Origin of the sequence: Gracilimonas sediminicola (assembly GCF_024320785.1) — a bacterium.
Taxonomy (GTDB): Bacteria; Bacteroidota; Rhodothermia; order Balneolales; family Balneolaceae; genus Gracilimonas; species Gracilimonas sediminicola.
The window spans coordinates 1,609,231-1,622,509 of record NZ_JANDBC010000001.1 but is presented as its reverse complement, the minus strand read 5'-3'; the positions used below and the strand labels follow the sequence as shown (position 1 = coordinate 1,622,509).

Below are 13,279 nucleotides of genomic sequence, written 5' to 3'. Positions count from 1 at the left end.
TGCAATGGATGAAAAAATTTACATATTGATTGTTGAAGATGAGCTTGAAGTGATGGACGCCCTCATTAAAGACCTTGAGAAGTTCGAGGAATTCTTTCCCGTTGAAGCAGCCAACAACGCTGACGAAGCCCGGGACGTCATAGACTACATTCTGGATCATGGCCATAAAGTCGGGTTGATTTTATGTGACCATGTATTACCCGGACAAAATGGAGTGGATTTGTTGATTGAACTTCAGCAACTGCCGGAAGCCGCCAAAAGCCGCAAGGTATTGGTTACCGGTCAGGCCGGACATGAGGATACCATACTTGCCATCAACAAAGCTGACCTTGACCATTATATAGCAAAACCATGGACGAAAGAGCAGCTGGAAGAAGTAGTTTTAGCCGAACTAACGGACTACGTAATTGCCAACAAAAAGAACCTTCTTCCATTCATGCAGATTCTGGATGCCGAAAAACTTTCAGCAGCCATGCGTAATAACCAAATGACCGACCACTAACCGTATATGGAATTTCAACAGGGCATATCGTGGCTTAATGATACCGAGACTATTCTCCGGTTCATACAGCGGCTTGTTCATGAGCTGGATGAATTGAAAGAACATCTTTTGGTATTGGAAGAGGGAGAGGTTCTTTTCAGCCAGGGAGATCCCCTCGAAGACGTCTATCTGTTGCTTGAAGGGCAGGTTAAGCTGACCCGAACGCAGGCTGATGACAGTGACATCACATTAACCACGCTGAATCCCGGAAGTTTTGTGGGGTTGATTGCATTCACAACCGGTGAACCTACGCTTACGACGGCTAAAATCATACAAAAAGGGATGGCCCTTAAGATGAAACCCCAGCAGTTTGAGCAGTATCTCAGCGACCACCCCCGGTTAAAGCATCCGCTCCAGCAGCTGATGCTGAACAACATGATTCAGCGATATAAAAGTAACATTCGGCTTCACACCCGAACGCACCTTTTAAACAAAGAACTTGGAAAAGAACGGGATGACCTGAAAAACGCCTACAAGCGTCTGGAAGAAACCCATCAACAGCTGATTCATCAGGAAAAAATGGCTACGCTTGGTGAGTTGGTGGCGGGTTTTGCCCATGAAGTAAACAACCCGGCCTCGGCGCTGATGCGGTCGGCAGAAAACCTGATCGAAATTTATTCCACCTTCGAGGAATCAGATGCAACCTATCAACTTTTCAAACTGGGATTGCAAAGCGAACCGCTGGACAGTGCTGAACTGCGTAAGCAAATGCTTCATATCGAGAAACAGTTTCCCTGGGTTCATGACCGGGCTTCGGTACGTAAACTGGCCCAAATGCCCGGCAATGCCCTTCAAATCATTAAAGAACAGCGGAAGAAACAGGATATCGAGAACCTGATCAATCACTTTGAAGCCGGCCGCATGATCCACAACATCCGTATTGCCAGTAACCGGATTGCCAACCTGGTGAAAAGCCTGAAAAGCTATAGCCGCCAGGATCGCAACAAAGAAGAGTTTACCGATATCAGAGAGGGTATAAAGGATACGGTTTTGGTACTAAGTAATCGGCTCAAATATATAAACCTGAACCTCGATCTGAACGACATTCCCAAAACCTGTATTCAGGTGGGCGACTTAAATCAGGTTTGGACTAATATTCTGGTAAACGCCTGCGATGCCCTCAACGACTCCGGTGAAATCACCTTTTCCACCAAACATGTGGCTGGCAAAATTGTGGTAGAAATTACAGATAACGGCCCCGGCATCCCCGAGGATATTATTCATCGTATTTTTGAAGCCAACTTCACCACTAAAAACCAGGGCGCCAAGTTTGGCCTGGGCCTCGGCTTACCTATCTCTAACGAAATCATAAAACGCTCGGGCGGTAACATTGAAGCTGAAAACCTTGATGAGGGCGGAGCCAGATTCAGAATCACGCTTCCTGTTAAAGACGACTGTTAGTTATCCATTCTTTTCGTTGGCCATGTAATACAGCTGCATAATGCGAATTTGGTCGTAGCCGATTTTTTTGTTCATCCGGTCGTAAACCACCTTCAGCATATGAGATCCTTTTTCGTCAAAGATTTTAATGATTTCATCCTGCTGCCGAAGTGAAAGTGATGTGGCTTCCGTGATTCCATCGAGCCGAAGATCGTTGCCTTCATTCAGATAATCCTTCAGATGGTTGAGGATGGTGACTTCCTTCACGCCATGCTCTTCAGCCAGGTGCTCAATTCGTTGCCCATCGTTGAAAGCCTTTCCGATTTTCTGGTGCAGCTCCACATTTTCCAGCTCTTCGGCTTTCTCTTGCAGCGTTTCTTCTTTGGCTTCAATACCGTGTTCAGAGGTGTACTTCTTGATAATCCCGATAAAAGCCGAGCCGTATTTTTTGAGCTTTACATCACCCACACCGTAGAGAGGCAACAGGTGCTCTTTATCTTTCGGGAAGTAATAAGCCATTTCCATAAGTGTGGTATCCGGAAAGATAGTATAGGGAGGGATTCCTTTCTCATCAGCCATTTTCTTCCGCTCTTTGCGAAGGATCTCGAACAGGTTTTCGTCGTAGGAGGCTTCCACTTCCGTAGCCACCCGCGATGCTTCCTCATCACTGAGCATGGTGCTGGTTCGGTCTAAGGTTCCGTACACATTCTCATCACCTTTCAGAACGGCATCGGCTTTATCCTCCAGCTGAAGAACCGCGTATTCTCCTTTGGATAGATAGTCCTGACGCACCAGCATTCTGGAGAGTTGCTCCCATTGATCTTTCGACCACTCCTTTCCGGAGCCGTAGGAATCCAGTTTATCATGCTCCAGCTCAAGCACTTTTTTAGCTTTAGAGCCCCTCAGCACATTAATTACCTGTGTTTTTCCGTAGCCTTCTTCCAGCTCTTTCACACAGGTAAGCAGCTTCTTAGCCTGCAGGGTGAAGTCTTCCACATCTTCATCTTTAGACAGGCAGTTATCACACATGCCACATTCATCCTTCGGATATTCTTCCCCGAAATATTTCATCAGCGGCACACGGCGACACTTTTTAGACTCGATAAATTTGAGCAGGTCATCAAGGTGCTTTTCTGCAATTTCTTTTTCCTGCCCTTCTTTCTTGTTGATGAAGTATTTAATCTTCTGTGTGTCGGCATAGCTGAATAGCATCACACAATCGGAGCGGAGGCCGTCTCGTCCTGCCCGGCCAATTTGCTGGTAATACTGCTCGATGTTCTGCGGCATATCGTAATGCATCACAAACCGGACATTCGGCTTGTTAATCCCCATCCCAAAGGCGATGGTTGCCACAATAATCTGTATATCATCACGGATAAACTTACGCTGGTTGATGGCGCGGTCGCGATCAGATAAGCCCGCATGGTAGGGTTTCACCGAATAACCTTCATCATCAAGCTCTTGATAAAGTTCATCTACCTGCCGGCGGGAAGTACAGTATATAATGCCGGACTGATTTTTTCGTGTATAAAGGAAGTCTAAAACCTGGTTCGTTGGATCGTCTTTATCGGCAATTTTCAGGAACAGGTTGGGGCGGTCAAAACTGGCTATAAATTCTTCAGACTCGCCAAACTCCAGCGTTCGCATAATATCTTTTCGTACACGCGGAGTAGCTGTGGCGGTTAATGCCATGCAGGTAGCATCAGGGAATAATTCCTTTCGAACCTCTGCCAACTGACGGTAATCCGGCCGAAAATCATGCCCCCACTCTGAAATACAGTGAGCTTCATCTACTGCGAACAATTCTACCTTGATATCCTTTAGCAGGTCTTTGGTCTTATCCATCAGCAGCGTTTCCGGAGCGATGTACAGCAGCTTGGCTTTTCCCTGCAGCACCTGCCGGCGGTTGTATCCATAAGCTTCCGGTGATAGCGAGCTGTTCAAATGCACCGCATTAATATCATATTCACGGAGCTGCTCTACCTGGTCTTTCATTAGTGAAATAAGAGGAGACACAACCACGGTCAATCCATCAAACAACAGCGCCGGAATTTGGTAGCATAGTGATTTACCGCCACCGGTGGGCATTATTACAAGTGCGTCTTTTCTCTTGAGGGCCTGGTCGATAATGTCTTCCTGTAGCGGGCGGAAGGTGTCGTAGCCAAATGTTTCCTTTAGGGTAGCTTTTGCTTCTTTGATCACAGATTGTTTTGATTTTAGGATTTCACAGATTTATAATTTGCTGTGAATGTGTTGCAGCTTTAAAATTTTATACTGATAAATATAAAGATAAGGCTTTTTGAGCCCCTCATCTAAATGAAAAGCTGAAAGAGTTCTGCACACAGAGCTGCTTCGGACGAAAATAAAAAACCTGCCAATTAAAAACTCTGGAAGGGTTTAGGCATGAACATAGTGGCATGCACTATGTAGTCTCAAAAAAGAACCTGAAAAGCCCCAAGGGGGCGCTGTCTTTAACCCCATAAATACTGCTCATCATAATCAACATTATACCTCTTCAACAATGTTAGATACTCTTTCTTAAAATCTCTCTTTCGGTGATGCAATTCCTGATTTTGAATATACCGTGTCACCCTGTCAACATGAGATTGAGATACAGAGAAGATCCCATATCCATCTTGCCAATAAAAATTCGCATATCGGGCTGCTCTTGTCTTCATCCATTTTGATGAACTCTGCTTAATCTCTTGAACCAATTTCATTACAGGTACTTTTCTCGATAAGAGGCATAAAATATGAACGTGATTTTTATGCCCACCCACCATGATGGGAGCAGATCCTGATTGTTTACAGATTCCTCCAATGTAATTATACAATTCAACTTCAATGCTCTTATCTATCATATTCTGCCTGTGTTTCGTACTGAATACAATATGGGCATATACTTTTGACAATGATTGTGGCATAATCTCCTCCTGATTACGCCCCTTTGGGGCTCTTACTGATTTTCGTGTTTTACATAGTGCTTTGCACTATTTTTTTTGATTTTGTCCCGTTGGGACATTCATCTACTACTAATCAGTAAGAGCCACTTCAATTAGATTCCTTACAAATTAATTATGATCCAATCTATAGAATCCAAAAATATGGAATCTGATCTCTCGACTCTTACAGTCGGCATTATTTCGAGAGATACAGGCTCTTGAACTCATACGGTTTCTTGAAGTGATCGTCGTTGAAGTCTTTGGCGAAGTAGATGCTTTCGCCGGTGGATTTCATCTCCGGCCCCAGCTCCTTCTTCACTTCCGGGAATTTGTCGAATGGGAATACCGGCTCTTTGATTGCCCAGTTTTCCAACTTCGATTCCAGATCGAATTCCTTCAACTTCGCCCCCAGCATCACCTTGACACCGATGGCTGCTTCCGGGCGTTGTGTTGCCTTGGCAAGGAACGGGATGGTACGCGTGGTTCTTGGATTTGCCTCCAGCACATACACCTTATCATCTTTGACGGCATACTGCACGTTCAGGAATCCGAGAATCTCCATGTTTTCCGCTATCTTCTCCTGGTATTCTTCGATCGTTTTGATGACTTCATCACTCAATGAGTAAGGCGGCAAAACAGCGGTGGAGTCACCGGAGTGTACACCGGCCGGCTCTATATGCTGCATGATCCCGGCTATGTGAAGCTGGTCGCCATCATAAACCGAATCCACATCTACCTCAACAGCCTGCTCCAGGTACTTATCAATCAGAAAGGCGTTCTCGGGATGTGTTTTCAGGATGTTGGCTACATATTTGCGCAGCTCTTCTTCTTTTACAGCGATCCGCATTCCCTGTCCTCCCAGTACATAGCTCGGGCGGATCAGAACCGGGTAGCCAATTCTTCCGGCAATCTTAACTGCTTCCTCAACCTCTCGAGCCGTTCCGTACTCGGGAAACGGAATGTCGAGTTTCTTCAGGAATTTGGAGAACTCGCCTCGGTCTTCGGCAAAGTCAATCATGCCGAAGTCGGTTCCGAAGATCTTAATGCCTTCTTCCACAAATCGTTTTCCAAGCTTAAGGGCTGTTTGTCCGCCCACCTGTAGGATCACTCCCTCTGGTTTTTCATGGTCGATGATATCCAGCACACGTTCCCAATACACTGGCTCAAAGTACAGTTTGTCGGCAAAGTCGAAATCGGTGGATACCGTTTCGGGGTTACAGTTAACCATTATGGCTTCGTAGCCCATTTCCTTCGCAGCCAGCACAGCATGGGTGCAGGAGTAATCAAACTCAATCCCTTGTCCGATTCGGTTCGGGCCACTGCCCAATATTAGCACTTTCTTCTTGTCGGTTACTTCACTTTCGTTTTCACCTTCATAGGCAGAATAGTAGTATGGTGTTTGTGCCGGGAATTCAGCCGCGCAGGTATCAACCATCTTGAATGACGGGGTAATTCCGAGTTCTTTACGACGGTCGCGCACTTTTTTGTCATCTACTTTCTCTCCGCTTTTACTTAGCAGGAAAGCGATTTGAGAGTCGGAAAAACCGGCTTGCTTCAGCTCAAAGAAATCGTCTTTTGAAATCTCTTTCAGTGCTTGGCCTTCCGTGCGGTTTTCAAGCGAAACCATGTATCGGATTTGCTGCAGGAACCACGGATCTACTTTAGTGATATCCGCAATTTCTTCCACAGAAGCTCCCATCTTGAACGCATTCCGTATCTGCATGGAGCGATCCCAGTAGGGCTTCAGTAATCGCTCGCGGACCGTTTTTCGATCAAATTCTTCGTAGCCATCGGCGCCTAAGCCATCGCGGCCAACTTCCAGCGATTGCCAGGCTTTATTCAATGCCTCCGGGAAATTCCGGCCGATCGACATCACCTCGCCTACGGCTTTCATCTGTGTGGTGAGCTCTTCATCCACACCCGGGAATTTGTCAAAGTTGAAGCGTGGAATTTTGCAGACTACATAGTCAATGCTTGGCTCAAAGCAGGCAGATGTGGTTCCGGTGATCTGATTTTTCAGCTCATCCAGCGTATATCCCACAGCCAGCTTGGTGGCTACTTTAGCGATCGGATACCCGGTAGCTTTAGAAGCCAGTGCGGAAGACCGACTCACGCGTGGGTTAATTTCAATGGCAACCAAACGATCTGAACCCGGCTCCATGGCAAACTGCACATTACATCCCCCTGCAAAGGTTCCGATCGAACGCATCATCTTGATGGCCGAATCCCGCATGTGCTGTAATTGCTTGTCGGTGAGCGTTTGTGTCGGAGCCACCGTTACGGAATCTCCGGTGTGAACACCCATCGGATCCATATTCTCGATAGAGCAAATGATAATCACGTTGTCGTTGGCATCGCGTAGCAGCTCCAGCTCGTATTCCTTCCACCCAAAAATGGATTCTTCAATCAACACCTGGTGAACGGGACTCAGCTCGAGGCCACGCAGTACTTTTCGCTCAAACTCATCTTCATTCCAAACGATACCGCCTCCGGCCCCACCCATGGTGAACGAAGGTCGAATAACAATTGGCAAGCCGCCCAGCTCTTCAACAATTTCTTTTGCATCCAGCAGCGATTGGGCAGTTCGGCTGCGACACTGCTCAATCCCAATCTCTTCCATTTTATCCCTAAACAGCTGCCTGTCTTCGGTCAGCTCAACCGCATCAATATCCACCCCGATAATGTGGATGTTATTGTCTTTCCAGAAGTTCTCTTTTTCCAGATCACGGCACAGGTTCAACCCGGTTTGCCCACCCATAGTTGGGAGTACCGCATCGGGTTTTTCCTTGGCTACAATTTCCCGGATGGAATCAGTAGTCATCGGTAGCATATAAACCGCATCGGCCATAATCGGGTCGGTCATAATGGTAGCCGGGTTCGAGTTGATAAGTACAATCTCGTAGCCTTCTTCCTGCAGCGAACGGCAAGCTTGAGATCCGGAATAATCAAATTCGCAGGCCTGACCAATTACAATAGGTCCGGAGCCGATAATCAGAATTTTGTTGATGTCGTCGCGTCTTGGCATTGTTTGTTTCGTTATTTGTTAATTCGTTGGTAGTTATTCGTTTTAAGTAATTGACAGGCTAAAGATCATTGATGTTTTTCGTTTGCCTTTAGACCCCTCGTCAATCCTCGTTCTGCACTCAATGTTCGATGTTCCTTGTTCAATGTTCACTTCTGTTCTTTCATCATATCGATGAACTGATCGAACAGGTAGGCTGAGTCATGCGGGCCGGGGGATGCTTCGGGGTGATATTGCACCGAGAAGCCGGGGAAATTTTTGAACTTCAGCCCTTCAATAGTCCCGTCATTCAGGTTTACATGGGTAACCTCGGCGATCTTGTCGTCCAGGGAGTCTTCATCTACAGCAAAACCATGATTCTGAGTTGATATTTCAACCAGACCTGTACTCAGGTTTTTTACGGGTTGATTAGCCCCGCGGTGACCGACAAACATTTTCTTGGTTTTCAGGCCTTCATTCAGCGCCATCAGCTGGTGGCCGAGGCAAATCCCAAAGACCGGTTTTCCGCTTTTCTTGGCGAAGTCAACCACTTCAAGAGCATACTCCGCTGTTGCGGTTGGGTCTCCCGGACCATTCGAGAAAAAGTATCCATCTGCTTCCCAGGCTTCCACTTCCTCAACCGGAGTTTTGGCCGGAAATACCCGGAGTGTGCATCCTCGCTCGTTCAGGTTGTTAATAATGTTTTGTTTGATGCCGTAATCAAATGCAGCTACACGATATTCGTCTTCTCCGTTTACCGTTTGAGCCTCCGACCGGGTTACTTTTGAAGCCAGCTCCAGGCCTTCCATATCGTCCCAGTCTTTTGCCATTTGAACTAATTTGTCCTCATCAAGCTCAGTACTGGAGATTACGGCATTCATTACTCCTTTTTCCCGGATATGACGAACCAGTTTACGGGTGTCCACACCTGATATTCCGGTAATTTCATTGTCTTCGAGATATTCCTGAAGGCTTCGGTCGGCCATGGGGTTGCTATATTCCCATGAAAAGGCTCGGGTGATAACTCCGGCCACCATCACCTTTCGGGCTTCATCATCCCGGGGCATGGTTCCGTAATTTCCAATGTGCGGGTAGGTCATCATCATAAGCTGACCATAGTAACTCGGGTCGGTGAAAATTTCCTGGTAGCCGGTCATGCTGGTATTAAAGCACAACTCGCCACCGGTTATTCCTTCGTGTCCAACGGCCTGGCCGTGAACAACGGTACCATCGCTGAGTGCAAGTATGGCTTTTTTCTGTGGGCGTAGTGACATGGATTAGATGTATTTCGGGTTTAGTGAGTTTGGTTGATAAGAGGTCACAAACACGGTGTTTGCAACAGGAAAGGCGTTCGATAAAATTTTCAGGTCAAAAAAAATCCGACTGCGAATACCGCGCCGGATTTTGAAAATGATATTGGGAAATGGAAATGCCATCAATCGCGCGACCTCCATTTTTGGGTGCGCGGTGGCAGTGCTTCAAAACTATGGATTGCTAAAATGGTAATGTGAGTCAAAAGCTTGTTTGAAGTTTTCCTAAGATACGCAGTGCGAAGATTGGATTCAATTTTGATTCTGTGTTTTAATCAATATTTCGTTGGCTAGAGCAAGTTTCCGGTTTTTTAGGTTAATTGGTAATAATTTTTGGGTACATATATGCTTCACTTCTTCAGCCACATAGTAATTGAAACGCTGATTAACCAGATTTTTAGATTAACGCAGATTAGTCCAAAGAAATCAGCGAAATCCCTTAATCCGAAAAAGCCTCGGTGTAGAATTCTCATAAGTTGCTTTGCTATTTATGAACTGAAAAAGTATTATGCATATATTATTATGTATAACTACATAGAATATTATGAGAACAACGTTAGAAATACCTGAAAAACTGATGGAAGAAGCCATGAAGGTGACGGGTGCTAAAACCAAAAGTCAGCTTATCCGTGATGCCCTGCAGCAGCAAATTGATCACGAAAAAAGGAAGCGGCTGATTTCACACAAAGGCACCATCAACCTTAATATCAACCTGGATACACTGAGGGATCGTGAATAATGTCAAAATACATGGTGCTTGTGGACAGCTCGGTTTGGATTGAATATTTCAAATCTGGAAATATTCCGGCACTTGATCGTTTGATTGAAGAAAATCTGGTCTGCATTAATGAGATTATACTAACAGAATTGGCACCGGAATTACTAAAACAGGGAGAAAGTGAGGTTTTGGAAGGGTTGGAAGCTATCGAAATGATACCTTTAAAAATCGACTGGGAAATTATTCGCAGGTATCAGCTTATGAACCTTGAGAGGGGTGTTAACAAAGTGGGTATCCCTGATTTGATGATCATGCAGCAAGTAATAGAAGAAAAACTATCGCTTTTTAGCTTAGACAAGCACTTCAAGCTGTTGCAAAACCACCTGAATTTTGATCTATTTCCCCAATAAATATATCCCGCTTCTTGCGGCAAAAACCTGAATCACTGATTAAGCGGATGTCTGGATTTACACGGATTATTCATTCAAAATTACCTAATCCGTTTAATCCGCAATTCCCATACTGAATATGTCAATCAGCCCCGAAAAGAAATTAGGCATGGTTGTTCAGTTTTCCGTCCCTTTGTAAGCACTTATCGCCCAATATCCCATTAACGGGCCGAATGCCATCAGCCAAAAAACATACGGGCTATCGGTAGCCGACCAGCTCAGGTTTACCAGTTGAATACTAACGATAGTAATTGCAAAACCCAGACTGTTTACAATCGTCAAGCCCGTAGCTACATAGGAGGACTCTGAAGACCGGGCCACCATTGTTGAAAACTGGGGGCTGTCAGGAATTACGAATACTCCCCAAGTGATAAGTACCACCAGGAATAATGCGAGAGGAAGGTTGAAGGAGAAAGGAATGAGCAGACAACACAGCCCCGAGCCGGCTAATGAAATTTTTGATACCCACTTACTGCTTTTCTTTAGCGACCAATACCCTCCTATGGCACAGCTGATACCACCAACCCCTATAATCACAAAGCTCCAGAATGAAACTGAAAGATCCGGCTGATTATTTTGTAAGGCATACCATGCAAGCATTACCGGTACAAACGCCCAGAAAGTATATAGCTCCCACATGTGACCAAAATACCCGAAAGCGGCCGACCTGAAATTCGTATTCCTGAACAGTTTCAGGATGGCGCCGGCATCAAATTTAAACCCTGCCGATGGCGTTCTGTTCGGTCCTTCGGGCACGGTAAAGAACAAAAGCAATCCACCGCCTGAAGCTATTACCGAGGTGCCTGCAATCACATAGCGCCAAGGGAGCTCTCCGCCCATAAATTTCAGAAGATGAGGAAATGCTGTTCCCACAACCAGGGCTCCAACCAGGTAACCCAGCGCCTTTCCCAACCCCTCTTTATGCCAATCAGAAGCTATTTTCATCCCCACCGGATAGATGCCGGCTAAAAAGAATCCGGTTACAAAACGGGCAGCGATTATACCCAACCCCGATGCTGATCCCATCACCAACAGGTTAGCTGCAGATCCCCCAAGAGCACAAAATAGAAACACTCTCACCGGCGAAAACCGGTCTGCAATATTTAAGAAAGCAAAGAGCAGTGTTCCGGCAATAAACCCCGCCTGTACCGCCATAGTTATATATCCCACAAATAATTCCGGGAGGGCCAACGTAAGGATCAACTCATCCACCACGGCATTACCCGCAAACCAGAGTGAAGTGCCGGCAAACTGGGCCAGTACAATTACAGGAAGTATGTGGGCAGGGATCTTTTTATCCATGGCTGCAAAGAAACGAAAGGCGGCTGAAATTGACAAAAGGTATTTTATAAAGAGCATCAAGATTAGTATTTGTACAAAATCCCCTAGTCGCCAACCCGAAACCATTAATGCCTCTGTCCGTAGGTCGTTCTTGATGTAAAGATTTACCTAATCATGTACTAACCTCAATTCGCCATGAAAAAACTTAGCCTGTTATTAATCTGCTCATTTATCAGCTTTACCGCTTTCGCTCAAACAGAATTAGAACTCATCCAGGAAACCCTAACTGATTATATAGAAGGAACTGCCAACGGAGAACCGGACCGCTTGCATAAGGCTTTTCATCCCGACTTTAATTTATATACCGTGATTGGTGACGACAGCCTCAGGGTTTGGGATGGCCAGGATTATATTTCGGGATTCCGGGAAGGACGAAAAAGCAACCGCATTGGCCGGATTATTTCCATCGATCATGAAAACGATGCAGCAACCGCTAAAGTTGAAATTGTGATGCCGAATCGTGGTGTATATACCGATTACTTCCTGCTCCTGAAGTTAAAAGAGGGCTGGAAAATCATCCATAAAACCTATACCGGCCGTCCTTTTTATGGTAACAAGGAATAATCTTCTGACGATTAATCCCGAAGGTAAATACCGGCATTAATTGCTTTTGGGCGTCCCTCGGGACTGATTTCCTTTTCGTGAGCCATATAGATCTGAACGGATTTCGTGAATGATTCGCTGTGATCGTACTCCTCCGAAATTTCACTGTATGAAATCTCAGATTTTTTATCCGAGTCTTTGTCCAGAATTAAAAAATAACTGAAGCCATTCTGTATGGTGAGTTCTGCACAGCGACGGAGTAACATGTGCTGCACATCAGTTGGCGAAGTGCGGGAGTTTCCGCTAAAGGAAACCAAATAGCTTTGCTCGGAAAGCTGCTTCTCGGTAAAACCATAGCCTCGCCAGTTTTCAGGGTGATAAGATGTAGCACATCCGGCTATAAATAAAGTGAGAAGAATAAGGGATAGGAAAATAAATCGTAATTGCATCGGGCACCTCTTTTTTCAAGTAGAGATATCGCTTTTCAGGGTTTGATGAAATTACATGTACATGCGATCAGGAATTGAATTGCCGGGGTTTATTCTGAACCAAAGCACCAGTCAAGGTTGCCAAGCCACTTACCAATCCTCCTAACACCCCGGTGATCAGAACCACAACCAACGGTGAGCCAACCTGGAGCATTTCGGCAATACGGGTTGAAAGTATGGCATCGTTGGCAAAGTGAACGTATAGAGCCTGCCCGCCCCAAAGAATGAACAGCGCCACGAAACCAAATACAAAAGACGGACCTGCCTTTTCATTAAACCACCAGCCAAACACAAGCCCCGGTATGGCGATACTCCACCAGGGCAAAAAGAGATTCAGCAGAAAGGCCGTTATAAGAATAAGAATGGTCAGCAGCATAAGGATCCGATTATATCAAAAAATGACTGTGGGAGTGTAGTAATTATTTCTGAAAACTTTCATTTTTTTCAGCTACTCTCAAGAACCTCCAAGCGTCCGAGGGTCCTTGGAGCGCTCGATGGCTGATTACAGCTCTCTATCCCTTTGCAAACACCGCAACGCTTCCAAGACCTACGGACGCTGAAAGGTT

12 protein-coding genes are annotated in these 13,279 nt (G+C 45.7%); 5 read left to right on the top strand and 7 right to left on the bottom strand.

Features of this window, described 5'->3' with window-relative positions:
* Positions 1 to 4: 4 nt before the first annotated feature.
* Positions 5 to 502, top strand: a complete 498-nt coding sequence (locus NM125_RS07375) for a response regulator (RefSeq protein WP_255134264.1) — start codon at positions 5 to 7, stop codon at positions 500 to 502.
* A 6-nt stretch (positions 503 to 508) separates the two neighbouring features.
* A complete protein-coding gene (locus NM125_RS07370) occupies positions 509 to 1,942 on the top strand; it encodes an ATP-binding protein (RefSeq protein ID WP_255134263.1) in 1,434 nt (477 codons plus the stop codon).
* Here NM125_RS07370 and recQ read toward each other — a convergent pair whose 3' ends face one another.
* From recQ to carA, 4 genes are all read right to left on the bottom strand, one after another.
* Positions 1,943 to 4,123 (bottom strand): DNA helicase RecQ, encoded by a 2,181-nt coding sequence (recQ, locus tag NM125_RS07365; RefSeq protein WP_255134262.1) that lies wholly within the window; start codon positions 4,121 to 4,123, stop codon positions 1,943 to 1,945. It lies immediately after the preceding gene.
* A 269-nt stretch (positions 4,124 to 4,392) separates the two neighbouring features.
* Positions 4,393 to 4,845, bottom strand: coding sequence for an IS200/IS605 family transposase (gene tnpA / locus NM125_RS07360; protein WP_255134261.1), 453 nt, complete (start codon positions 4,843 to 4,845; stop codon positions 4,393 to 4,395).
* Positions 4,846 to 5,059: 214 nt separating this feature from the next.
* The gene (gene carB / locus NM125_RS07355) at positions 5,060 to 7,888 is read right to left on the bottom strand and encodes a carbamoyl-phosphate synthase large subunit (RefSeq protein WP_255134260.1); all 2,829 of its coding nucleotides are present in this window, start codon (positions 7,886 to 7,888) and stop codon (positions 5,060 to 5,062) included.
* A gap of 146 nt (positions 7,889 to 8,034) precedes the next feature.
* Positions 8,035 to 9,138, bottom strand: a complete 1,104-nt coding sequence (gene carA / locus NM125_RS07350; protein ID WP_255134259.1) for a glutamine-hydrolyzing carbamoyl-phosphate synthase small subunit — start codon at positions 9,136 to 9,138, stop codon at positions 8,035 to 8,037.
* 580 nt (positions 9,139 to 9,718) lie between these two features.
* Between carA and NM125_RS07345 the strand changes: the two genes are divergently transcribed.
* Both NM125_RS07345 and NM125_RS07340 read left to right on the top strand, forming a co-directional pair.
* Positions 9,719 to 9,913 carry a type II toxin-antitoxin system VapB family antitoxin gene (locus NM125_RS07345; protein WP_255134258.1) on the top strand — a complete coding sequence of 65 codons (195 nt, stop codon included), beginning with the start codon at positions 9,719 to 9,721 and terminating at the stop codon, positions 9,911 to 9,913.
* Positions 9,913 to 10,302: a PIN domain-containing protein gene (locus NM125_RS07340; RefSeq protein ID WP_255134257.1), complete on the top strand. Its 390-nt coding sequence runs from the start codon at positions 9,913 to 9,915 to the stop codon at positions 10,300 to 10,302. The genes NM125_RS07345 and NM125_RS07340 overlap by 1 nt, the downstream gene beginning before the upstream one ends.
* Positions 10,303 to 10,458: 156 nt before the next feature.
* On the opposite strand, the gene NM125_RS07335 is transcribed toward NM125_RS07340, so the two are convergent.
* On the bottom strand, positions 10,459 to 11,643 hold the full coding sequence (locus tag NM125_RS07335; protein ID WP_255134256.1) for an MFS transporter: 1,185 nt from the start codon (positions 11,641 to 11,643) through the stop codon (positions 10,459 to 10,461).
* A 174-nt stretch (positions 11,644 to 11,817) separates the two neighbouring features.
* Between NM125_RS07335 and NM125_RS07330 the strand changes: the two genes are divergently transcribed.
* On the top strand, positions 11,818 to 12,246 hold the full coding sequence (locus tag NM125_RS07330; protein ID WP_255134255.1) for a nuclear transport factor 2 family protein: 429 nt from the start codon (positions 11,818 to 11,820) through the stop codon (positions 12,244 to 12,246).
* Between the two features lie 11 nt (positions 12,247 to 12,257).
* On the opposite strand, the gene NM125_RS07325 is transcribed toward NM125_RS07330, so the two are convergent.
* Entirely contained in the window at positions 12,258 to 12,674 is a 417-nt protein-coding gene (locus NM125_RS07325) for a CC0125/CC1285 family lipoprotein (protein ID WP_255134254.1), read from the bottom strand.
* A 67-nt stretch (positions 12,675 to 12,741) separates the two neighbouring features.
* Entirely contained in the window at positions 12,742 to 13,089 is a 348-nt protein-coding gene (locus NM125_RS07320) for a hypothetical protein (protein ID WP_255134253.1), read from the bottom strand.
* Between the last annotated feature and the right edge of the window lie 190 nt (positions 13,090 to 13,279).